This is a genomic window from Bdellovibrionales bacterium (genome assembly GCA_016716765.1).
Lineage (GTDB): Bacteria > Bdellovibrionota > Bdellovibrionia > Bdellovibrionales > UBA1609 > JADJVA01.
The window spans coordinates 660,343-683,396 of the sequence record JADJVA010000025.1 but is presented as its reverse complement, the minus strand read 5'-3'; the positions used below and the strand labels follow the sequence as shown (position 1 = coordinate 683,396).

At 46.1% G+C, this 23,054-nt stretch carries 25 protein-coding genes; 12 read left to right on the top strand and 13 right to left on the bottom strand.

Features of this window, described 5'->3' with window-relative positions:
- Window positions 1-115 precede the first annotated feature (115 nt).
- From IPL83_19675 to IPL83_19655, 5 genes are all read right to left on the bottom strand, one after another.
- Window positions 116-541, bottom strand: coding sequence for a hypothetical protein (locus IPL83_19675; protein ID MBK9041342.1), 426 nt, complete (start codon window positions 539-541; stop codon window positions 116-118).
- Between the two features lie 21 nt (window positions 542-562).
- Window positions 563-952 carry a flagellar export chaperone FliS gene (gene fliS / locus IPL83_19670; GenBank protein MBK9041341.1) on the bottom strand — a complete coding sequence of 130 codons (390 nt, stop codon included), beginning with the start codon at window positions 950-952 and terminating at the stop codon, window positions 563-565.
- A 108-nt stretch (window positions 953-1,060) separates the two neighbouring features.
- Window positions 1,061-2,425 carry a flagellar filament capping protein FliD gene (gene fliD, locus IPL83_19665; protein MBK9041340.1) on the bottom strand — a complete coding sequence of 455 codons (1,365 nt, stop codon included), beginning with the start codon at window positions 2,423-2,425 and terminating at the stop codon, window positions 1,061-1,063.
- Between the two features lie 142 nt (window positions 2,426-2,567).
- Window positions 2,568-2,939 carry a hypothetical protein gene (locus tag IPL83_19660; GenBank protein MBK9041339.1) on the bottom strand — a complete coding sequence of 124 codons (372 nt, stop codon included), beginning with the start codon at window positions 2,937-2,939 and terminating at the stop codon, window positions 2,568-2,570.
- Between the two features lie 158 nt (window positions 2,940-3,097).
- Complete coding sequence (locus IPL83_19655) at window positions 3,098-3,934, bottom strand: flagellin FliC (GenBank protein MBK9041338.1); 837 nt, start codon at window positions 3,932-3,934, stop codon at window positions 3,098-3,100.
- Between the two features lie 556 nt (window positions 3,935-4,490).
- On the opposite strand from IPL83_19655, the gene IPL83_19650 reads away from it, so the two are divergent.
- Window positions 4,491-5,027 carry a hypothetical protein gene (locus IPL83_19650; protein MBK9041337.1) on the top strand — a complete coding sequence of 179 codons (537 nt, stop codon included), beginning with the start codon at window positions 4,491-4,493 and terminating at the stop codon, window positions 5,025-5,027.
- A gap of 221 nt (window positions 5,028-5,248) precedes the next feature.
- Window positions 5,249-5,851, top strand: coding sequence for a hypothetical protein (locus IPL83_19645; GenBank protein MBK9041336.1), 603 nt, complete (start codon window positions 5,249-5,251; stop codon window positions 5,849-5,851).
- A 115-nt stretch (window positions 5,852-5,966) separates the two neighbouring features.
- Here the strand turns inward: IPL83_19645 and IPL83_19640 are convergent, their stop codons facing one another.
- The 3 genes from IPL83_19640 to IPL83_19630 form a co-directional block, all read right to left on the bottom strand.
- On the bottom strand, window positions 5,967-6,794 hold the full coding sequence (locus IPL83_19640) for a flagellin FliC (protein MBK9041335.1): 828 nt from the start codon (window positions 6,792-6,794) through the stop codon (window positions 5,967-5,969).
- A 386-nt stretch (window positions 6,795-7,180) separates the two neighbouring features.
- Window positions 7,181-8,542 (bottom strand): argininosuccinate lyase, encoded by a 1,362-nt coding sequence (gene argH, locus IPL83_19635; GenBank protein MBK9041334.1) that lies wholly within the window; start codon window positions 8,540-8,542, stop codon window positions 7,181-7,183.
- Entirely contained in the window at window positions 8,542-9,738 is a 1,197-nt protein-coding gene (locus IPL83_19630; GenBank protein ID MBK9041333.1) for an argininosuccinate synthase, read from the bottom strand. The genes argH and IPL83_19630 overlap by 1 nt, the downstream gene beginning before the upstream one ends.
- 257 nt (window positions 9,739-9,995) lie before the next feature.
- Here IPL83_19630 and IPL83_19625 point away from each other — a divergent pair, with 257 nt between their 5' ends.
- From IPL83_19625 to argR, 5 genes are read left to right on the top strand one after another with little or no spacing between them, the layout of a single operon-like run.
- Window positions 9,996-11,078, top strand: a complete 1,083-nt coding sequence (locus tag IPL83_19625; protein MBK9041332.1) for an N-acetyl-gamma-glutamyl-phosphate reductase — start codon at window positions 9,996-9,998, stop codon at window positions 11,076-11,078.
- A complete protein-coding gene (gene argJ, locus IPL83_19620) occupies window positions 11,075-12,271 on the top strand; it encodes a bifunctional glutamate N-acetyltransferase/amino-acid acetyltransferase ArgJ (protein MBK9041331.1) in 1,197 nt (398 codons plus the stop codon). The genes IPL83_19625 and argJ overlap by 4 nt, the downstream gene beginning before the upstream one ends.
- Complete coding sequence (gene argB / locus IPL83_19615; GenBank protein ID MBK9041330.1) at window positions 12,268-13,149, top strand: acetylglutamate kinase; 882 nt, start codon at window positions 12,268-12,270, stop codon at window positions 13,147-13,149. The genes argJ and argB overlap by 4 nt, the downstream gene beginning before the upstream one ends.
- A complete protein-coding gene (gene argF, locus IPL83_19610) occupies window positions 13,142-14,131 on the top strand; it encodes an ornithine carbamoyltransferase (protein ID MBK9041329.1) in 990 nt (329 codons plus the stop codon). Before argB ends, argF begins: the two co-directional genes overlap by 8 nt.
- A complete protein-coding gene (gene argR / locus IPL83_19605; protein MBK9041328.1) occupies window positions 14,118-14,600 on the top strand; it encodes an arginine repressor in 483 nt (160 codons plus the stop codon). Before argF ends, argR begins: the two co-directional genes overlap by 14 nt.
- A 120-nt stretch (window positions 14,601-14,720) precedes the next feature.
- Here the strand turns inward: argR and IPL83_19600 are convergent, their stop codons facing one another.
- A complete protein-coding gene (locus tag IPL83_19600; protein ID MBK9041327.1) occupies window positions 14,721-15,551 on the bottom strand; it encodes a flagellin FliC in 831 nt (276 codons plus the stop codon).
- A 144-nt stretch (window positions 15,552-15,695) separates the two neighbouring features.
- On the bottom strand, window positions 15,696-16,166 hold the full coding sequence (locus IPL83_19595) for a hypothetical protein (protein ID MBK9041326.1): 471 nt from the start codon (window positions 16,164-16,166) through the stop codon (window positions 15,696-15,698).
- Between the two features lie 179 nt (window positions 16,167-16,345).
- Here IPL83_19595 and IPL83_19590 point away from each other — a divergent pair, with 179 nt between their 5' ends.
- Window positions 16,346-17,002: an OmpA family protein gene (locus IPL83_19590; GenBank protein MBK9041325.1), complete on the top strand. Its 657-nt coding sequence runs from the start codon at window positions 16,346-16,348 to the stop codon at window positions 17,000-17,002.
- On the opposite strand, the gene IPL83_19585 is transcribed toward IPL83_19590, so the two are convergent.
- Window positions 16,993-17,187 (bottom strand): hypothetical protein, encoded by a 195-nt coding sequence (locus IPL83_19585; protein ID MBK9041324.1) that lies wholly within the window; start codon window positions 17,185-17,187, stop codon window positions 16,993-16,995. The two genes, IPL83_19590 and IPL83_19585, sit on opposite strands and share 10 nt — an antisense overlap.
- 233 nt (window positions 17,188-17,420) lie before the next feature.
- Here IPL83_19585 and IPL83_19580 point away from each other — a divergent pair, with 233 nt between their 5' ends.
- Together IPL83_19580 and IPL83_19575 are read left to right on the top strand one after the other, a co-directional pair.
- Window positions 17,421-17,996, top strand: a complete 576-nt coding sequence (locus tag IPL83_19580; GenBank protein ID MBK9041323.1) for a hypothetical protein — start codon at window positions 17,421-17,423, stop codon at window positions 17,994-17,996.
- 185 nt (window positions 17,997-18,181) lie between these two features.
- Window positions 18,182-18,370: a hypothetical protein gene (locus IPL83_19575; protein ID MBK9041322.1), complete on the top strand. Its 189-nt coding sequence runs from the start codon at window positions 18,182-18,184 to the stop codon at window positions 18,368-18,370.
- A gap of 45 nt (window positions 18,371-18,415) precedes the next feature.
- Here IPL83_19575 and IPL83_19570 read toward each other — a convergent pair whose 3' ends face one another.
- Complete coding sequence (locus IPL83_19570; protein ID MBK9041321.1) at window positions 18,416-19,222, bottom strand: hypothetical protein; 807 nt, start codon at window positions 19,220-19,222, stop codon at window positions 18,416-18,418.
- 264 nt (window positions 19,223-19,486) lie between these two features.
- Between IPL83_19570 and IPL83_19565 the strand changes: the two genes are divergently transcribed.
- A complete protein-coding gene (locus tag IPL83_19565) occupies window positions 19,487-20,755 on the top strand; it encodes a hypothetical protein (GenBank protein MBK9041320.1) in 1,269 nt (422 codons plus the stop codon).
- On the opposite strand, the gene meaB is transcribed toward IPL83_19565, so the two are convergent.
- Window positions 20,724-21,608, bottom strand: a complete 885-nt coding sequence (meaB, locus tag IPL83_19560) for a methylmalonyl Co-A mutase-associated GTPase MeaB (GenBank protein ID MBK9041319.1) — start codon at window positions 21,606-21,608, stop codon at window positions 20,724-20,726. The two genes, IPL83_19565 and meaB, sit on opposite strands and share 32 nt — an antisense overlap.
- Before the next feature lie 228 nt (window positions 21,609-21,836).
- On the opposite strand from meaB, the gene IPL83_19555 reads away from it, so the two are divergent.
- A complete protein-coding gene (locus tag IPL83_19555; protein MBK9041318.1) occupies window positions 21,837-23,030 on the top strand; it encodes a hypothetical protein in 1,194 nt (397 codons plus the stop codon).
- Window positions 23,031-23,054: the final 24 nt, after the last annotated feature.

Below are 23,054 nucleotides of genomic sequence, written 5' to 3'. Positions count from 1 at the left end.
TATGACAGAATTTTGACGCTGGTAAAATGCATGAGTCGGATTTTTGACATATCCTACTTCACTTAAGCTGGAACTAAAGTCCAGCCGCAATGAGACTCACAGCAATTCTATGCTTCTAGATCTTCTCATCCAAATGAGTGTCGCTGATTCCTGAATGATAGCCCCTCATGGCCTTTCGCGCAGATTTCACAGAACAGAGTTCTTTGATAATCATCGACTTTGTCGCCTCTATGACCGACAGAATGTGCAAATCTTGAGCTAGAATTTTTGCCACCAAGTCATTCTTGAGCGTCAGACATTCTAGGACTGATTTTCGGTTCGCGTTGGTAATTTCCTCATAATTCAAAACATTGCTATTGGAATCTTCGATTTTCTTATCGATTTTTTGAATCATATTCAGAATTGATTCGCGTCCCTGATAAAAATTGTCAAGATTATCGAAATTACCTCCATCAAAATTGACAATCTCCGCCTCGTTCAGATCGAAGAATAATTGAAGGCAGTTGTTCTTATTCTCCAGCAAACCGACTATATCTGTCATATCCACCCTCCTGGTCGACTTTTATCTCACTTGCTCTTCTTTTTTAATTTTATCAATTGCCTGCGTCCAACCTTCATACAAAGTAGTTAAAACTCTTAATGCATTCTCAAGGTGCTCGACCTTGCCGTGCACATTCGCTTGAGTCAGCTGATCTGTAATGAACATATAGAGCTGTTCCAAATTTGCAGCCAAATCTCCACCCACCTCATGATTAAGGGTGGAGTTAAGCTCGATCACAATATCGAAGGCCCTGCCAATGTTTTCACCTCGTCCAGCAATATCCTTTTTCTCCATCGCAATCTGGGCGCGTTTGATATATTTTATCGCTCCTTCGTACATCATAAGAAGAAGTTTTTCTCTACTTGCGCTCTCTACAGAAGTCTTTTTGTATTGCTGATATCCACTTTTCATAACTTTGTTTTACCCTCTGACCCTTGATTGGTTTGACCTTTCCTTCTGGATTTTTTCACTGTTCCTTTAACGTATCGGTGTTTCAAAATGAATGTTAACGTCTCTTCGCTATCCCGGACCTACTTTTCCTCCGCCTCCACCTCCACCTCCACCTCCAATGGCGGCTAGCTGTCCGCCTTGAGACTTCAGTCGAGACATGGTCTCTTCCAAGGCAGAAAATTTTCTTCGAAGGCTTACTTCCTTTCGCTCCATCATTTTTTCTTTATTGGCAATATTTTCATCTATTCTCCGAATATTGCCTTGCAGAGAATTCTTACGAAGGGCGAGAGGACCAAAGGCTGAATTATTTATTGTGGCCAATGTGCTTTTCAAACTGGGAATAAAGCCCACATTGAATCCATCGCCAGCGAAGAACATCTGCACTCCTCCCGGATCCTTTGCAAGAACGGAGTTGAACTTCTCCTGATCAAAATCGACCGTACCATTGCGATTAAAGGCAATTCCAAGCTGGTTAAGGCGCGTGATCGAAGAAGGTATTCCATACTGAGGATCCTGGATGAGTCGGCGAATCCGACTCTCAATGCCTCTCAACATTCCGTCTCCGCCCAGGGTTTGGGTCGTATCCGTCTTTTCGTCCATCCGATTTTGTCCTTGAATGAAGCTGAGGACCTCATTGATAGATTTGACGAATTGATCGACTTTTCCTGCAACCACCTGCTGATCTTCTTTGACTGTAACGTTCACCTGACGACCGGGGGCTGCTTGTTTAATATCCAAAGTCACTCCGGGAATGATATCGGTGACTGTATTGCTGTTGATTGCAAATTCAAATCCATCCACTTTGATGAGTCCGTTGCGTGCTTCTCTTTGGCTATCAAAATAGAGATCTAAATCTCCATCCAAAAAATACAAAGTGGGATATTGGATTTGATTGTCCCCTCCAACTGAATCACCAGAAATCATAAGTTTAAATGGACGGTCCGGATCATTTCGATCATTGACGACTGTCGCCCTCACCCCAACTCCAGACGAATTGATTGCCGCGGCCGCTCCTTCTAGAGTGTTGTTAGTCCCATTTATGTAGACCTCTTTGCTCCCCTCCGGAGTTTCAAACTTAAAATAGCCAATACCTAACTCGGTATGATTTTTATCGGGAAACCCATTTGTGACGGCCGATGCCTTCTGAGCTAGCTCCACAACCTCAATATTCCAACTTCCCGAAACACTTGCGCTTGGGTCGACCGCCCCTTGCACGATATTTGGATCACCTGACTGAACCTTGATATCATTAAATCCCTTTGTAGAAGCGAGCGTTCCGATTGAATCTCTCACTTTTCCAAGGCGCGCTTCTAAGTCCCCAACAAGTTTAAGGCGCGTTTCTTCTTTTGTCTTTTTCCCTTCAAGGACTTTTATGGGTTGCCTCTCCACTTCGATAAGCTGATCAACCAGATTTGGGGGCAATCCACTTGCCATTCCACCAAAAGTAATTGCGGGCACCCGGGTCCTCCTGACATTGGTGATAGGTTGTCTTTTTTGATTATGACCCAAAATTGGAGTTTGTTATGAGTCAATAAAATGGCTTGGACCAATATTCGTAAAATTGACCAACTTAATTTTACATAGCCTTGTCAAGAATATGACCGGTCTTCTTCTCTTGATTTTTCAGGACATGCCAAAGATCCAATTCGGTCAAACGTCGTACAACCTCGCCAGTTGGTCCCTCGACTAAAACGACCGTACAGTCCTCTTTTGTCACAACTCTAAGACTCAGGGAACTTGCCTTTACGCCAGACAATTCCTTTAGAATATCAACCGCTTTAGCTACCTCTTCTGGAGTTAAAGGCCTTTGCGGATGGCCGTCGCCCCGTTCCTGTTTTCCATTTGGCTCGCGATCACCCGCCTCGTGAGAAGCCACCTCTTGTTTGGCTTCCAACTTCGCCCGCGATGCGAGTCCGGGAATGAAGGGAAGAATGGACTTAATGTTCATGCCTCCTTACTCGGACAAATCCCGAAAAAACATTATTTTGAACTGCGATTCTAGTCCTCAGTTCTAGGTCAAAAGTACCCCAGGGGGAATTCCCCCTGGGTAGGTTTGGCACCGAAGGAACAAAAGGAGTCTAAGGTCCCTTCTCGTCTCATAAATTCCTATTGATTTATCAAACGCAATGCCGCCGCCGGTGTTTGGTTAGCCTGTGCAAGTACTCCTATTGAGGCGCTTAACAAAATATTGTTCCTTGCCAATTCCGCCGAGGATTGGGCTACATCAGTATCTCTAATTCGAGAATTCGCGGCAGAGAAATTCTCGATTGCGACTCCCAGATTTTCCGCTGTGGAAATCAAGCGGTTTTGTATGGCTCCCAATGTGGCACGATATCCATTGACCTGGCGCTGAGATCCTTCCAGGATATCAAGTGCTTCGCGTGCTCCATCCTTTGACGAAAAGTCAAATCCATCCACACCCAATTCAGGAGTGGTTGCAACTTGTGCACTGGAGTCGAAATTGATTCGATCCTGAAAATCATTATTTCCTATATCTACTTGAAACGAAAATTCCTGGCCCGATCCATCTAACAAACGGGTCTGTCCAAATCTTGTCGATTCAGCAATTCGCTGCATCTCAGATTTTAACTGCTGAACTTCTTTATCAATAAAGCCCCTTTCAGTATCCCCTACAGTGTCCGATGAGGCCTGAACCCCTAGTTCTCTCATGCGAGTGAGAATATTGCTGACCTCCGCCAGTCCCCCTTCAGCGACCTGGACCATTGAGATTCCATCATTGGCATTGCGCTGAGACTGAGTGTATCCCCGAATAGTTGATTTCAGAGTTTCGCTGATCGACAAACCAGCGGCATCGTCTGCAGCTTTGGTGATCCTGCTTCCGCTCGCTAGCTGAGTAAAGCTTTTCTCCAAACTTCGCTGGCTACGAGCCAGAGTGTTTTGCGCCGCTATGGACGAGATATTGGTACTTACTGTTAAGGACATGATGCCCTCCTTTTGTTAAGTGAAAATCCCTCTCTCCGTTGGACGGCCTCACCTACAAGGCACTATCTCAAGCGCGGCCATCCCTTGGCCTGGGTTGAACACATTGGAGCAGAGAACCTTTTCTCTCCTGTCCTACAAACGAAAATAGTGTCCGCAGTCACTCAGACAATATCTCCTCAGACAGGTTCGACTTTGGTACTGCTGCTTGCTTACTCAACCTTTCGGCTAGGTCTAGCTGCACTTGAGTCGAGTCCAGTTAAACTGGACCTTTGTCCACAGAAAACTGGACCTTTGTCATAGGTGAACTCGACTTTTATCCTAACAAAAGCGAATTTTCTCTAGCTAGCCTAGACCTTCGTCAAGAAATCCCAGGACTTTTGATTGGGTAAAATGGATCCCCAAACAGCACGCACTTTCAACATGAGCACTAGCGAAATTCCGCTACGGTTTTTACAAAAACATAAGAAATGCTGACATAAATTTGACAGGACTGAACTTAATTTCAATGCGAGCTTATCTAAACTATTGTATGAAAGTCATGGCGGGGGGGCGAGCAGTGATCAAGATTCCATACATAATTAGTCTAAAATATTTTTCTATTTTTTTTCTTTTGCTGATTTTATTTCCTCTTGATCATGCAGCTGGTATGCCCAATTTTCCGAGTGCTGCGGAGCCAATTGGCGATAAATTATTGGTCACGTGCAACCTAACTAAATCCATTTATCACGAAGCCGGTGGCACAACTGTTTCTGCGATTCAAAAGGCGCTAGCAATTCACTTCGAAGAAGACAACAGATTTATCCTCGATCACGAAGTCACCAAAGACGGCGAAACGCAGGAGACCATTTCAAAGAGTCTGATCCAAATGGAATACAGAGAAATAGATAGAAATCCTTCTGCCAGAAATGGAGTTCTGATTGCCTATCTTAATGGGGCATATCTGGGAGAATTTGAGGTCTCCCGATCACGCTTTCATACGGGAATCATTGAAAAGGATACCTCCTATCAATCTCCTCACTCTATTTTTGGTCGCTTTGCTACAAAATTCTACGGACCGAAGGTGCGGGCAAATCTCAAATTGCATTGCTTCTAGAAACCTTAAGATAGGACTTGCATAGATTCTGCGATGATTTAATTTTCAAGAGGGTAAAAATGACAGTCCGAGAAATCGGTAGAACTTCCTTTCCCCTCTGCATCAGAAGCCTGTAACACTCCAGCCGAGTGGCACTCTATATGCATATGCCCATTGGGCTTGTCACCACGCTCAGAACCTGCGTTGCGGGTCATTGAGTTTTACAAGGAGCCTTGAATCGCATGAGTCAAATCTATTTTTTACTGAGAAATACTTTGAAAATTTTGAGGATAGCACTGAGTCGCCATTTGCCCCAAGGTCTTGCCGCCGTCCTTGCCATACATCAGGTTCTCGCACTTGCAGATTCCAAACCGAGCGGGACGGAACCATTTAGATATCGATTGAATATCACTTGTCGTGTAACGAAGTCCATATGGCATGAATCGGGTGGCATGACTGTTTCAACTCTACAAAAATCATTTGAAATTGATCCGAATTCTCATGGTCGTTTCACTCTCTATGACGAAGAGTTAAGAGAGGCAAACGCAAACGAGACGATCATAAAATACCTCTTTGAATTGGAATATCAGCCCGCTGGGAGCGACGATGCGAAAAGGGAGGGGCTTCTTCTCTTGCTTTTTGATGGCGAATATTTCGGAGAATTTAAATTTACCCGATCTCGTTTGGAAAAGGGAACTTTTGAGAAAGAGGTTTCCTACCAATCTCCTACCTCAATGTTAGGCCGGGTCGCATCGAGTTTTCTTGGACCGAAGGTAAAAACAAAATTCAAAGTGGATTGCGATAGCGCTTCTGCAGTAGGAAATAGAAACTCACGTGAAAGATGAGCGTCCATTAAAATACCCCGGGGCTTGTGGGAGGGCCCCAGGGCGGGCTTAAGAGTAGCTTCGTCTGTGGGCTACTACTCCGTAAACCTTGGAATTTCTTTTCAAAACTCTATTCTCAACTGAGCAACTTAAGAGCCGATGCTCCATTTTGATTGGCCGCTGCGAGAACCGAGACCGAAGCAGCTTGAAGAACTTGCGCTGAGGTCAATTCAGACGACTCAAATGCCACATCGGCATCCCTTATCCGTGATTTTGCAGCAGATAAATTCTCATTTTGGATATCTAAGTTAGAAGTCGTAATTTGCAAACGACTCTGGACCGCGCCAAAATCCGCTCTCAAATTTCCGAGCTTGACGATCGCTTGATCAACAGCTTCCAAAGTAGACCGAGCCGACTCTTTGTCTTCCACCGTAATACCGTCGATTCCCAATGTAGAGGCCGTCGCGTCGGCAGAAATTTTATACCGAATAATATTTTCCTCTCCTGAAAATGGACCCACATGATATTCCAATTCTTCGCCAGACCCGTCCAGTAAGGTCTTATTTCCAAATCGAGTTGACTTCGCAATCCTGTCGGATTCATCAACCATTTGTTGGGCTTCTTGATTGAGAAAACTTCTCTCTACTTCTGAGACAGTGTCAGAAGCTGCCTGTACACCTAATTCACGTAAACGAATGAGAATATTATTGATCTCATTCAGACCACCCTCACTGACCTGAATCAGAGAGCCCGCATTGTAGGCATTGTTACGAGCCATTTTTATTCCTGCGAGCTGGCCACGTATGTTTTCCGAAATTGCCAATCCAGCCGCATCATCTGAGGCTGTGACAATTCGGCTGCCTGAGGCCAAAGCTTGCTGAGCATGCTCCATCCGACTTTGCTGTTTTGTTAGCTGCCTCTGCGCGCTAATTGAAGCGATGTTTGTATGAATCCTTAAGCCCATTGTGTACCTCCCAAAAACCTTGCGGCTCCATCCTTTTTAGGCCCCACTTCACACACAGATTCTCCGGGTTAAAAAGAATCCCCTGGCCCCACGGCCAGACGCGTAAAGGTGGCAATCATTGCCTTGGTTGTTAATATTCAGTTTTTAAATTTGGAGGTTTGCAAAAAGTTGAGGGCTGATGGCCCCTTCCTTTCTGACTCTCGATAAGCCCTCTACTCAGTGACTGCTGAAATAGAAGTCTATCAAGTGTGCTCCAACGTGTTCAGGAAGCTTCTCGGCTTTGGTCTAGGAAGCTTTAGGCCTTTGGTCTAGGTTTTCTATGTCTTGCTGCGTCTTGTGCTTGAAATCAGAGCCACCATTCTTCTAAAAAATTTTTAAAAAAATTTCTATTCGGCCATTTTTATCTGACGACTTACTGCGTCTGGAGCTGTTCCGCCTTCGGACGTCCTTGCTTCCATCACTGCCCGATGAAGTACAATGCTGAGCACATCTGATTCGAAAAGGGGAGAAAACTGGTGAAATGTCATCAAATCCAAGGATTCAATTGGTTGACCAGATAAGGCGCAGTGCAATACAATTTTACCAACCACCTCATGAGCCTGACGAAAAGGCAAGCCCTTCTTCGCAAGGTAATCGGCAAGATCAGTCGCATTAGAGGTATCACCCATTAAACTCTTTGCCATTTTGTCTGGATGAAATTTTGCGTTTTCTAGCATCAAAACAAACATGCGCGTCGATCCACGAAGTATATCCAGAGATTTAAAAATGAGTTCCTTATCCTCTTGAAAATCACGATTATAACTCAGGGGTACTGCTTTCATTAATGTGAGGGCCGCCATCAATTGACCAAAAACAACCCCCGTACGCCCCCGAATGAGCTCTGCGACATCTGGATTCTTTTTATTAGGCATGATGGAACTGCCGGTGGTCACACTGTCGTCAAGGGTCAAAAATCCAAACTCTGGTGTCGACCACAAAATAAATTCTTCGGCCAAACGAGAGAAATGAGTCATGGTGATGGAAGTGATGGACAACAACTCTAAAATGAAATCTCTGTCTCCGACGGTATCAAGGCTATTTTCGGTGACCCCATCAAATTGCAATTCTTTGGCTACCATCTGCCTATCAATTGAAAATCCGGTGCCAGCCAGAGCGGCTACTCCAAGTGGACATTTATTGAGCCGCTTTTTGTAATCGATGAGCCTCTCGCCGTCTCGATGGAGCATCCAAAAATAAGCCATCAAATGATGAGCCAAACTGACTGGCTGCGCATGCTGAGTGTGAGTCAAACCGGGAAGCAAGGTATTGAGATGATTTTTTGCAAGATCTTTCAAGACCGCGCGAAGACCCTGCAATTCATAGAGCCAATCAGTGACCGCAGCCCGCAAATAAAGTTTTGTGCTTAACAAAACCTGATCGTTCCGACTGCGTGCTGTATGAAGTTTTCCCGCCAATTCTCCTATCTCGGAGGCAAGAAGCCTTTCTACTTCCGAATGGACATCCTCAGCCTCAGCCTGAAACGCCCACTCGCCTGAGGAAAGCTTGGCCGCAACGGAGTCGAGACCGCGCACAATCTGCTCAGAATCGGGAAGGCTAATGATCCCACATTTTCCCAACATTCGAGCATGAGCTTGGCTTCCCTGAATATCGTGTGGCCAAAGACGTTGATCTGTGGCGATGGAACTCGTAAAGGCCAGAACTTCTTGATGAAGTTCCTTCCCAAATCTTCCGCCCCATAACTTCGCCATTACGTATTTGCCCTCTTGAGCTGATAATACATGCGTGATTGCATGCCAAAATTCTTAACCTGCCCCGTGCTCTCATTCTGATTAAAAGTCGTAGAGTCAAAACTCGCAAGGTCTTCATTATAAAGTGCCCATTTGGATTCACGACCAATGACCTGAGCCACACCTTTGAATAATTTCAACTGCACAAGGCCATCCACTCTCAACTGTGTCTGGTCTATGAATGCTTCGAGATTCTCCTTTAATGGATCCCACCAAAGACCTTCATAAGCCATTCGACTCCATTCTTGGTCAACCAAAGACTTAAATCGAATTTCCTCTCTTGTAAGAACTAGATTTTCTAATGCCCTGTGAGCTTTGAGAAGAATCGTTGCCGCGGGACACTCGTAATTTTCCCTTACCTTCAAACCTAACATACGATCTTCCATAATATCGATGCGGCCAATTCCATGAGCGCCAGCCAACCGATTCAAGTGAACAACCATCTGTGCCGGACTCAGTCTTTTGCCATTGAATTCGATTGGAACGCCCTTTTCAAATTTGAGAGTGATCGATTCCGGTACAGCCAAGGCCTTCTCTGGACTCAAAGTCCACTGATAAATCTCCTCTGGAGGAACGAAATTCGGTTCCTCGAGGCGTCCTCCCTCAACTGATCTTCCCCAGAGATTCTCGTCAATTGACCAGATCTTATCTAAGCTCTGTTGAATTGGAATATTTCGCTTTTTTGCATAATCGATTTCCCAACTCCGAGTCATGTTCCGTTCTCGAATAGGTGCGTGAATAACGGCTTCAGGAATCATCGCCCGAATTGCAAATTCAATCCGAAATTGATCGTTGCCTTTGCCGGTGCATCCGTGAGCAAAGGAGGTCGCATTCACCTTGCGTGCAATCTCTGCAGCTTTAGCTCCAATGACAGGACGAGCAATTGATGTGCTCATAGGATACCCCTGATAATCCCCATTGGCTTGGAGTGCCTTAAAGCAATAGTCTTTGGCAAATTCCTCTTTTGCATCAACGGTGTAATGCTCAGTTCCCAACGCCCTTGCCTTGTCCTGTGCCTGATCCAGGTCGGACTGCGGTTGTCCCACATCGACAGTTACTGTCACAATTCGCTCGTAACCATATTCTTCTCGCATTAACGGAATACAAATAGATGTGTCCAATCCCCCAGAATATACCAACACAACAGTTTTTGACATAAAGTCACCTTTCTCGCATTCTCATCGCATTCATTGTCTGTCCCACCGAGGGAACTCACTCAAAGCCCACACTCAGCTCACAGGACATAAAAGATAAACCCGAAGGCCGTCAACTTGAAGTGCATAAATTTCCATATTTTTATTTTTTTTGAATTTTAGCTGGATATTTGGGCATAATTATGCAATCAATTGCATAATTATGCATTTCGTGGCTTGCAGGATATTACCCTGAGCCTCTTGAAAGGGAATCTAATCAGGTGAGAAATCTACTCCGTAAAGACAGCTCCCTCTCGCGAGTCGCAATTCTTGGAGCCCGCGGTTACTCCGGTCTGGAGTTGACGCGAATTTGCATGCGTCATCCAGCAATGAAGCTTGAATTCGTGAGTGCCAGCTCCCATTTTGAATTGGGTAGCTATCTGAAACCCCCTCCTGGGCGCTCTCTCCCTCCCTGTTTGGAAAATCCTCATTTCGACGACATCGACCTTGTATTTATGGCCACTCCCCACAAAGTCTCTTGGAGTCTGGCTTCTTCGGCACTCGAACAGGGGGTCCATGTCATCGACCTCTCAGGAGGCTTTCGCCTGAAGGACCTACCAGATAAATCAAACAGGGATATCTACCGCCAATGGTACGGAGAAGCCCCTGATTCGATTGAATTAGCCAATCAGTCCACCTATGGTTTAGTGCCCTTTAATGAAATCAAAAGCACAGGTCTCATCGCCAATCCCGGATGCTATGCGACCTCCATTCTCATGGCGCTCATCCCTCTCCTGAGGGAAGAACTCATCCAGCCCGAACAGATTGTCATAGATGCGAAGTCGGGAACAACTGGTGCTGGACGTAAAATTGAAGAATCGCTTTCCTTCTCAGAGGTTTCGGAAGAGTGCCTTCCATATAAAGTAGGTACCCACCAGCACCAGCCAGAGATTTTCCAAGCCCTCAAGTCTCTTTCAGGAGTAGAAGTTGATCTGACGATGAATACCCATTTGCTCAATGTCCGTCGCGGAATTATCTCGAGTCTTTACTTGAAGCCCAGGCTTCGATTGAGTGACCAAATCCTGTGCCAAAAAATTGGTGAGGCCTATGCAAAGCATTTTGGGAGCTATCCACTTGTCCGCTGGGGTCACATCAAGTCTCAGCCTCATCTCCTCCGCCTGAAAACAGTTGTGGGCACTGCCTTTACCCATATCGGATATGAAGTCATCGATGGAAAAGTATTTTTATTCTCACTGTTGGATAACTTACTCAAGGGAGCAGCTAGCCAGGCTGTAGAGAATTTTAATTTTCTTTACGATCTCCCGCCCGATAGCGGTTTAGATCATCTGGAGGCTCTCACATGACGTTAGGTGCAGGAATCTACCGAACAGCTCTTCCAAAAGGTTTTTTCTCCAGCGGTATAAACAGTGGAGTGCGACGATATCGGCCTGACATTGGATTGATTTACTCTGAGTTTCCTTGTCAAACCAGTGGAGTTTTTACTCTCAATGAATGCAAAGCAGCCCCCGTTCTCTATTCTCAGGCCTTGCTGCCTTCCCAGACAATTCGGGCTATCTTCACGAACAGTGGTCAAGCCAACGCCGCGACAGGTGAAGTAGGGGCAAAGAATAATTTATTGATGGTACAGGAAGTGGCAAAAGCCCTGAATATTTCAACTCAAAATGTGCTGATCGCATCAACCGGTGTGATTGGCCAGCAAGTCGATGTCGATAAAATTCTACCTGCAATTCCGGAATTGGTTCATCGCTTAGGAGAAGCTGCAGAGCCTTTTGCCTTAGCAATTCTAACTACAGATCTTGTTCCAAAGACAGCGTCGTTAAAAATTGAACTCAGTGGAGGAACAGTAGAGATTGCTGGAATCAGCAAAGGCTCCGGTATGATTCATCCCAATATGGCCACTATGTTGGGGTACCTCCTCACGGATGCCCAGTTGAGCCAAGAGCAAGTAACGCGCTTTCTAAAAGAATCCGCTGATGAAAGCTTTAATATGATATCGGTGGATGGCGACAGTTCGACCAATGATTGCGTATTTATGATGGCAAATGGATCAAGCGGAGTAACGATCAGCTCGCGCACAGATGAGGAACGATTCTTTAGCGGTCTCAAACGAGTGGCAACAACCCTGGCTCAAGCCATCGCGACAGATGGAGAGGGAGCCACAAAGTTAATAGAAGTTCAAATAACCGGCGCTTCGAATCTTGCCCTCTGTCGCAAGGCGGCTCGTGGCATCGTCGTCAGCCCCTTGGTAAAAACGGCAATCCATGGGGAAGATCCAAACTGGGGAAGAATTTTAGCACGACTCGGTGCTGAAGGCATCCCTGGCCCCCTCCTCAATAAAATGGATCTTTACATTCAAGATGTAAAACTCTTTGCGAACGGTGCCCCCGCAATATTTGAAAAATCCGAAGTAAAGGCTTTGATGAAGGCCTCAAAAATTAGGATATCAATCTCTTTGCATGGCGGCGAATTTGCGGCAACGGCCTGGGGTTGTGATCTTTCTAAACGGTATGTTGATATCAACACGGAGTATTCATGAGCGAGGTCAGTTCGGTTATTGATACACTAAAATATGTAAAGAAATTTACTGGAAAAACTTTGCTCATTAAAATCGGAGGATCGGCCTTAGAAAAGCCGGAACTCGTCCGGTCCGTTTGCCGTGATTTGATTGCAATAAAATCGGTGGGCGTGTCTGTCATTCTTGTTCATGGTGGAGGGCCGTCAATCAATGAAGAGCTCACCCGTCGGGGAATCAAGTGGGAGTTCATTGAGGGTCTCAGAGTTACAACTCCAGAGATGATGGATATCATCGAAACAATATTAGTTGGAAAAATGAATCGTCGAATAGTGCGCCAGTTGAGTGCCAATGGTCTCGCCGCAGTTGGTTTTTCTGGGGCCGACCACAACACTCTCCTGTGTCGCCAACTGAATCCGCAGCTTGGTCGCGTAGGAAAAATCGAGAAGGTAAATACAGAACTGATTCAGTCCGTCCTTAAAAATCCAGTACTCAAAACCATTCCCGTTATCGCTCCCATTGGCATCGGCCGAAAGGGAGAAGCCTTTAATGTGAACGCCGATTGGGCCGCCAGCTATTTGGCCTCTGCCTTGGGGGTTTCTAAACTCATTTTTCTCACAGACCAAAATGGTATTTTGGATACAGATGGAAAGCTCCTTCCTGAACTTGATGCGGGGGAATTGGAACTTCTTATTGAGAAAAAAGTGGTCACTGGTGGAATGCTAGCCAAGACTCAAACAATTATTCACGCCCTCAATCAGAAAGTTTCAGCGGTTCATATTCTCAACGCCCAAAGACCGCATGCGCTGATTGAAGAGCTTTTTACGGAGAGGGGTGTGGGTACCATTTGTCGACTGCGCAGTCGCACCACTCGCTTAAAAGAAGAGGTCTGTCATGTCTAAGCTTCGCTATTTTTTAACCGGCGAGGAATATTCTCCTCAGGAGTTGAATGAACTAGTTCAACATGCCATTCATCTCAAGCGAACTCGAGACACAGAGAGAACGACCACTCTGACTAACAAGAGTGTCGCACTTATCTTTGAAAAGCCGAGCCTTCGAACTCGAGTTAGTTTTTCGGTTGCCGTCAGCGAGCTTGGTGGCAATCCGATAGAGATCGTCTCGACCTCTCGAAAAAGTGAAGAGCCTGAGGACACAATTCGCGTTTTGGGCGGCTTCGTGCATGCCGTTATGTTGAGAACTTTTGAACACCGGACCTTGGAAAGAATGGTTCAACACTCAACGATTCCAGTCATCAATGGACTTTCTGACACACACCATCCCTGTCAGGGACTGGCCGATGTCATGACTCTCATCGAAAGATATGGAGATCTGAGGGGTCGAAAGATCGCGTGGCTGGGAGATGGGAACAATGTTCTCAACAGTTTGTTACTGATTGCGCCGGCCTTTGGCGCAGATGTTTTTTATGCTTGCCCAGACGGGTACGGACCTAATTCCTTTATTGTAAAGAGCGCCCTTGAGCTGGCAAAAAATAACAATTGTCATGTCTATGGTGACATTGATCCCTTGCCCGCAGTGAAAGAAGCCGATGCAGTTTACACGGATGTCTGGACAAGTATGGGATTTGAAGGAGAAGAAATAGAAAGAGAACGAATTTTCTCTCCCTTTCAATTAAACAGTGAGCTTTACAGTTTCGCAAAGAATACGGCGGCCATCATGCACTGCATGCCCATGGTGAGAGGAAGAGAAATCACCGACGAAATGATCACGCACCCCAATTCTGTCATTTTCCAACAGAGCCAAAACCGTTTGCACGTACAGAAGGCTCTCCTAATGGATCTGTGCCGAGACCTTGGGGAATATCCACAGAATCACTCTAGCTTAAAATCAGATGCTTCTAAGGATTTCAATTATGGGAAAAACTAAGTCTAGATCCAAATCAGATTCCCGATTGTTAGCGCTGCGAAGAATTCTCTTCAAGGGCGTACTGACAACCCAGGAGGATTTGAGAAACCAGCTTGAAAGCGAAGGCTTCTCGACAACCCAAACCACGGTATCCAGAGATCTCAGGCGATTGGGCGCTGTGAAAATGCTGGATGATCAAGGCCATACGGTCTACCGACTGATCTCTTCCGAAGCGCCACCAGCCCTTGCTGAAAACGTCAAGAGCGCCTTGCAAGGACTCGTCGTTGAAATGAAACACAATGGTTCCTTGATCGTTATTCGCACAGAGCCTGGGTCGGCTTCACTGATTGCTCGTGAGCTCGACATCCACCGGCCTGCAGAAATACTGGGTACAATTGCCGGTGACGATACCGTTTTTGTGGCCCCTCCGCACATCAAGAATTTGGATCGAGTTTTCTCGGCGCTAAAAAAATTTTTGGCTGGTGAATGAGAATGAAAAGGGCCGCCTTGATTGTCCCACTGGCCTCAAGACGGCCGCCGCTAATGGCTACGCTCACACTGCCCGCCCTCGATTGTCCTTTTTTAAATAACTTATACAGTTTTTTATTTTCTAGGTGGGTATCAACCTCAACACACGCTGAGAATCGGAATTCGCCTGTGCCAGCACAGAAGTGCCCATGTCCTGCAAGATTTGAGAACTCGCCAATTTGGTGACTTCGTCGGCGACGTCTACATCCATAATTAATGATCGTGCCTGCTCCATATTCTCTGCTTGGGCCGCTAAGGCATCAATCGTATATTGAAATCGACTCTGAGCGGCTCCAAATGAGCTGCGAGCCCCTGCAATACTGAGCAGTGCCGAATCTAAGGTACTTAGGGTATCAACCGCCTCACCTTGTGATTCTATTGAAGATCCTTTGATACCCACGCTATCCGCCGTGGTATCAGCATCCAGAGAAAATTCCACTCTGTTTTCAGGACCGCTAAATGGTCCAACCTGAAATTCAAACTGCTGTCCTGTGCCTGTTAAAAGCTGTTTGTTTCCAAAGCGCGCGGACTGAGCAATTCGGTCGAATTCCGCTGAGAGTTGCTGAAATTCTTTGTTCAAAAAACCACGTTCTGCCTCACCAACAGTGTCGCTGGCCGAATACACAGAGAGCTCCCGAAGCCTAATTAAAATGTTATTTTGCTCATTCAAGCTGCCCTCAGCCGTTTGAATCATCGCAACGGCGCTTTCAGCATTGAATTTGGCCTGTCGAAGGCCGCTGATCTGTCCACGCAGATTCTCTCCGATAGCGAATCCGGCGGCATCGTCACCAGCTTGGACGACACGTCTGCCAGATGCCAGGGATCGCAAGGACTTTTCGGTTTGAAGCTGATTCTTATGTAAATATCTCTGAGCAGTTAACGAGGCCACAGCCGACCCAATTCGAAACGACATAAAAGCACCCTCCCCGCGATGACCTCCTCCCACAAAGGTCCCGAGCGGTGCCCACAGACGGTTCTATTTCAGCAGTCATCCCTTCTATCGGCGCTACGCGTTATAACTTAAAGTTTTTTTATGTTATGCGTTAAGTAATTGCTTTTAAGCTGCTTTATCAAAATAAAGCCCCTTCAGATGAAGATCCTCTTCTGTTGTTTTTGCCTTCTCATAATGAAAAATCATGCAGTTTTTCATTGTCCTGATAGATGGCGAATGCGATTTTTTTCTGCCACTTGTAGGGCTAATTTCTTCCAATCTCCCATCTAATTCATCGAAATCATTTGAAATATGTTCGTGCCCTCCCGTTGAAAATTCCTCGACCTCCTCATCTTTTTTATCCCTATCCTTATTTTTGTCCTGGTCCTTTACCTTTTTGAGAAATTCAAAAAAGCGCTCCAACCCCTCACGTGTGTCACCATCATCCAGGGTCTCACCCACTTCTTGATCCAATCCACTCGGATGGGCAGATCCAGCCTTGGCCTTTTCCAGTCTAATGCGTCGCGACTCAAGCTCATGATCGAGCTTGTCATCATCTGGCACAATCACCATAGGCCCCATGCTCGCAATCTGCACAATACCGCCCTCACTTGGTCTTTGTTATTCGGCGCGTTATATCGAATTAATTAGCTCGTCGCATTATTTCGTCTCAAAATGAGAAAGAAAGGCTGGCATGTGAAGAAAGGCATGCTTTAACATGAGAAGATTTTTTCCATGACACCTTGAAATCATTCAATTTTTTGGGAGGTACTACGATGAATAAAAAACATTTGCTTGGCCTTTGTGCTTGTTTGCTGGCGAGTCTTAATTTAGCAACGATCCTTGGTTGCGCAGATGCGGGCAAAAATACGGGAGTTGGAGCCGCAGTTGGAGCCGCTGCGGGTGCGGCGGTCGGAGCTATCATTGGCCATCAGTCTGGAAACAGAAACAAGGGAGCTTTGGTTGGAGCTGCTTTGGGCGGTACAATTGGTGGTGCCCATGGACACAAACTCGACAAACAAGCCAAGGAACTAGAAAAAGTCGCGGAAACCAAGCGAACCGAGCAAGGCATTTTGACCAAATTGAAGGGCGATATTTTGTTTCCGACTGGCTCGGCTGAGCTCAAAGCGGGTGCCTTAGAAAATGTAGCGAAGATTTCAGATATTCTAAAAAAGTACCCAGAAAACCGAATCACAGTCGTTGGCCATACTGATAGCACGGGCAGAAAGCAAACCAATGCCATACTGTCCGAACAAAGGGCTCAAGCTGTGAAGATCCAAATGGCAAAAAGTGGAGTGCCCGACAGCTCAATGACGGTTTCGGGAATGGGAGACTCACAACCTGTCGCTCCTAATACCAGCGATGCAGGCAGAGCCCAAAATCGAAGGGTTGAACTCATTATCACTATGCCTGAAGACCCGGCTCAAAGGTAATGAGCTGGCCTGCTTGATTGTTGTTCCAAACTCCAAGGGCGCCTTGCTAAACTAAATCTCAGGAATTCAGGATCTTCAAACATGGGTCCGGCAGCAGCGCTCCCGTTGTGAGCACTGCACCAAGCCGAACTCGATCCTGAACTCCTGAGATTCAGTTCAGCCGGCTCCGCGTGTCTTGGATACAACAAATTCACCACGGGCTTGCAGGCCAGCCGTTGCATTAAAATCTAGATATTCTTTTTAAGGCTTTACCTGTCAGGGCTCGGTGGCGGCGCTATCCAATAGAAAGAAGGCATCCGTTGCCGATAAATTATTCGAGTGACCAGCACAGTTACGTTTTGAACGGTTCTTTGTAAAGCTAGCCTCGCCTTTTTTGCACGCCTTTTGCATTCCCCTTGATCAAATGAAGGGGAGTCACATGGCTTATTTTCGATACAACATTTTTGTCACAATTGCGGGTATTTCATCCTATTTGGCCTTCTCAGTTTGTGGTGCTTTCCATTTTGCGCAGGCACAAAGCCCATCGAACACACAATGTGTAAAGGCTCTCTCTGAAGCAAAAGACATCTGCTCTCGTCAACCTGCCTTAGCAACAACGCCTCCGGCCTCGGGAGCAGGAATAACAGAAACTGCTCAGACTCAATTTAGCGATGCCTTTCTAAATGAAGTGAGGTTGGCTGCAATGGCAAAAGAATGCGACAAAACCATAAGTATTTGCGAATCTCAGTGCCCTCAAGCGAGCAACCCAAGTAGCGGTTTTGGAGACCGAGAAAGCAGTCCCTCTGGTACAGCTTCTATTTGTCGAGAAACTCTCAATAGCTACTACGAAACTTATTTAGCACAATCCGAAGCTTACAGATCCGCAAAAGAACGATACCAGGCGATCATAGCCGCAGCCTCCGCAGCCCCCTCAACTCCAACTCCCACTCGATCTCCAACGAATGAAACACAGCAGCCTAACCCAACGTCTTGGGGATTTGGCGGAAATTTTTAACAGACTCAACCTGGACCATTTTAAAAGACTAAACTGGCCCACGAAGGTGTTGGTGAGGCGGGCCCAATCCCATGAGTTGGCGAGGTGTTTGCCTCGCCCTTCTCCTATGAAGCGAACTTAAGCCTTCGAATAGAAAGATTTTGATTTTGATACTGCGGCTGGCCTGCAAGCCCGTGGTGAATTTGTTGTTTCCAAGAAACATGGAGCCGGCTGAACTAAATCTCAGGAGTCCAGGATCGAGTTCGGCTTGGTGCAGTGCTCCCAACGGGAGCGCTGCTGCCGGACGCATGTTTGAAGATCCTGGATTCCTGAGATTTAGTTCAGCAAGGCTCCCTTGGAGTCTGGAACAACAATCAAGCAGGCCAGTCTATTAAAAGCTCACTGGTTGGGACGACATCGCCACTTATAAGTCCCTAGATTTACAGATGGTTTTCAATAAATTGAGCGCATCTTCCCCGAAGTTCGGAATGAGTAAGGCTGCGCTTTCCTGGAAGTTCCAAATCCTCAGATTTTTGAGCTATAATTTCAACCGATTGTTTGAGTGCATTGCGATAGCCCTCGCGACTTGAAAAATCAAATTCCAAGCCTTGCTCAGCAAACTCCTTGTGGAGAAAGTCTGCCCATATAAATTCTTGGAAGGAAACGCCCGTCTTTTTAAATGCTTTCAATTTTTTCAACATCCAGGCCAAACTTCTAAATGGATCATCATTTAGGTCGCCAATAAATCGAGGAATTTCATGGGGATGAATAGAATTACGGTCTCTGTCACGGAGGTGGATCCAGCCGTTCTGCTTAAATAAATTCCAGATTTCATCTTCTGAGAGTTCAAGAAAAGCTTCGTCAAAATAAACAATCACTTTTGCTTCTTGTTTACCCAACAAATGGAGGATTCGAGCCATGTGATGACCATCAATCAAACGTAAATCCTCATCAGAAACCGCTATCACTCGAAGCGGTTTACTTTCTATCCATTCAGAAAGTTCCCGTGAGTTGAGGACCTTCCTCGCGGCTGGATCGGTAGGAAATAGTTCCCTGTATGTTTCATAGTCAAGACCAAATGGACCCAAAAGCTCATTGAGACGTATTTCTATCTCCTTCGATCCGACGACCTGCTGACAGGCACGAAGATTTGACAAGGCCTCGACCCGACAGTCTACAATGGCAGGCTGAGCAAGGGTCCTCATCCCAAATAACATTAAAACAACCAAATAGAGTATGCGCCGCAAACAACAAAACCTTTCTGATAGACGATTCTGTGACGGTGAATCATTTAGCTCGTGAAGCTCCCGGTTTCAATATTAAATGAAAAAGCTGACAAAAAAATGACACAAGGACTGACCTTCGACGGAGACAGCTACATCCCAAAAATGTCCACCAAACCATCTCATTTTGATCCAAAAACAAGCTATCTCCCCGACATAAGTCTTTAAGCTTTCTTCCTATTCCACCGATAGGACATGTGTCACCTCGACTCACTCAGAAAGGGGCAAATGGCTCGTCTCAAAAAGAGTGCTTTCATATTGATTATGCTCGTGGGAGTTTCAATTGGGGCTAACAATATGACTCGCTACGAGCGGGGCCAAAAGCCTCTCGCCGATCGCAGCGAGTACTGCGAATGGATCAGTCTCCCCGAACGCTCAAATTCGGAATCGCCCAAATACGTCGCTCTCACAAGTGAACGTGTTTTTTATCCCAGCTTGGCAGAGGAAACCTATGACCACCTTTGGTCACTGAGCCAAAAACTCAAAGCCTATCGCTCACGACAAGTGAAGTTTGATTACCTACCCCGACCTGTGCTCAATGTCGTGCAGGAGATTCATGCTCAAAAGACCGCCCGACTCAATCAAGTGAATAAGCTCCTTGAATTCGTCACCAGCGAGAAATCCAATATTAAAAATTCTCTCCGTCGCGACGACCGCGAACGGGACTACCAAATTTGGAAATTGGGCCATGAATTGCCTGACCAAATCGCTCGTCTTGAAGCTGAGAGAATCGGCCTTGAGACTCTCCTCCAGAACTTTAACCATCTGCGCTTCAATGATGAAGAGGCATTTCAACTCTTTCTTCAAACTTATTCGGCAGATCCAGAAGCACTGGAATCAGGTACTCCGTACCTCGCCATAGAGATCAACTTGAAAAGAGGATTCTTTTCCCAACAATTGGATGTCTATCCTATCTGGATCGAGGGACAAAAACGCACAAGAGCCTCCACTGAGCCCTACTTTTCTTTGAGCCAGTCAATGGTCCCTGAAGATTTCGCGCACAGTCTGGTCGCAGGAAAACTACCTGCGATTTATCAGAGTTACATTCACCTCATTGAACAAGCCTCAACAACGAGTTCTCCGACTTCACCCACCTTATTACGCCAGCCATCCTCGCTGAGAGGAGATCCCATCGCCAGATTTGAGATTTTGGATAAAAATCGTTTGATCATCAAAGGAACCCCTTATTCCAATCGTCTTTCCCTTACTGGAGACCCCAAGAGAGAATGGTTGAATCGAAGGTTTACCAGCGCCTCAAACTTTGCAATTGACGGTGTTTTGGATCTGGGATGCATCCAAAATTCGCGTTGGGCTAAGCGCCTTGTTAACGAGACCGACCAACTGTTAAATAATCCTCAGTTAGCATCTGATTATAAATTTGAAAAAGTGGACGAACGTAACTTGCGCGCTCTCGCCATTCTCAAGAGTTTGAACTCTCAGCAGGATTGGCGTCTCAGCAAAAATCTTACTCCTTTTTGGGAAAGCTTTTTTCACTAGATAAAACCAAACTCTGCATTTCTTCGGGAGTTTTAATTTCCTCTATAGCCACCCGAAATGATCTCTCCCAGCTCCCACGCAAGAGTGAAAGAGCTTCGTGGCGGAGGCGTTGTGGGTTAAGCCGAGACTCCTGAGTATTTCTTCCTTTTCCTAAAATCTGGAGCCCCTCTGCCAATTCCAAAGTGCCCTTTCTTTCGGTGGCAACCGTCTTATACAGACGTTGACCCTCTTTTTGCCCCCCTTTTTCATCAAAATAAAACTGAATTTCTTGAGCGAGACTGTCAGCTCCAGGGCGATCGGCTTTGTTAATTACAAAAACGTCCGCAATCTCCATCAAGCCAGCCTTCATCGCCTGTACCGAATCTCCTGATTCTGGCACCAAAACAAGACTCACTATATCGGCCACATGAAGAATATCAAATTCAGTTTGCCCCACTCCCACCGTCTCAACGAGTACGACATCAAAACCCCACAAATCATATGCCCGCAACATCAGATAAGAAGAGGCGCAAAGCCCGCCTAGACTTCCACGAGTACCCAATGACCGAATAAACACTCCCTCATCATTGAAGTGTTCTGAATACCTGATCCGGTCACCCAGAATGGCCCCACCAGAAAAAGGACTCGAAGGATCCACAGCCAAAACCCCAACTGTGCTTCCTAGCCGTCTCCACTCTCGAATCAGCTCTGCCACTAGAGTGGATTTTCCTGCACCCGGTGGACCCGTTATTCCGACTCTCAATGCCGTATTTGGAGGCCTCAACAATTGAGGATTGGACAGAGACCGGGAACCTGTCTGCTCAAGTAATGTCAAAAGCCTCGCCAAGTCGCGAAATCTACGGTTTTTTGCCATGTCCACCAGGGAACGAATTTCGTCACACATTGAGATCCTTCTTCGGCGTTGATAACTCTACGGAAAGCTTAAGGTTTCTGGACCTCTAAGTAAAGCCGTCTCATTTCTACGCACTCCGCTTCCAAGGTGTCTTTATGTAATGCAAAAAACTTCATTTATTTCGATATGTTACACCAATCACTGGTTTGGCACTCTTTCTGCGTTATAAAACTCAGGAGAAGTTGAATTATGCGAAGTTTTCTAAATCCCTACATCATCATCAGTTTGTTAGCTGCGGGTACGTTTTTTGAGCTTCTCAAATCAGCAAAACCAAAAAACAGACCCGATACGGCAGAAATCCAAGGGTTGACCGAGTTGGATTTGCAACCCTACAGCCGTCAGAAGTTTCCTGATGACACTCCAAAACAACAAAAGCCCCTCCAGTTGGCACAATTTCAAGGTGATGGAGTTCAAAAAGGCAACCGATTCGAAGAGGCTTCGGACTTGAATGAAAAACCCGTCAAAGCCGGAGAGGCGAATCATTCTCAAGGCGCAAATAGCGAACAAAAAAACATCGCCAAGCTCAATGAACTAGCCAAAAAGGCAACGGCCGACATCGAAAAGAAGAAGAAAGCCGCTGATGCTATTAGAGCAAAAAACAAAAAAAACAAGGAGGCCGCTGACAAAGAAAATAAGGAAAAGGCCTTGAAACAAATAGATACTAGCGATGATTCAGATCAAAACGATCGCCCTGATGAAACAAATCCGAAAGACTCGATCGGAGGGCTTGATGCAAATCTACAAAAAAATCAGCCCATTCTCCCTGAGCCGGCTGAAAAGGAAAAGACAGAAGTTCCAGGGGTTGAGGAATGGGTTCGACGCGTGTTGAATCAACCCAGCCTTGAAGAAACAACCAACTTAATTAACTATCGAAATAGCAACCTCATAAGCCCAGAGGTATTCTACTCGGTGGTCAATCTTATGCTGGAAGATTCTCGGTTACGCATGCGCGAACTGGGGATTCACGCTGTCAACGCGACCCCTGGTTATCGTAGCTTTGTTATCCTGGCCCAATTTTTACAAGATGAACCTCACGGCTCCGGCGCGCGTAGCTCAGCCATCCAGGCGTTTGATCGTTATGCTCAATTTGCTTACCTTTCGGTCATAGAATCAGTTGTTCGCTCACAGGAAGCCACCCCCGTGCGCGAAAAAGCGATCAATTTGGTCGTTAATTCAGCCAATCTCAATTTGAACAAAAAAGCCACCCCCTCTACTGCTGAACTATCGGAACAGAAAAACAAAAATCCAGTGGTAAAGCGATACACTGATCTTCTGGCGGGCCTTGAACTCCTCATGACCAAATCAGCAGAACCCCCGCAGATCAGAGCCGCGTTGCAAAATGCGGTGGAGGAACTAAAAAAGCTACTCACCGTCGGAACATGATTCTTGTCACACAGAACTTGGACT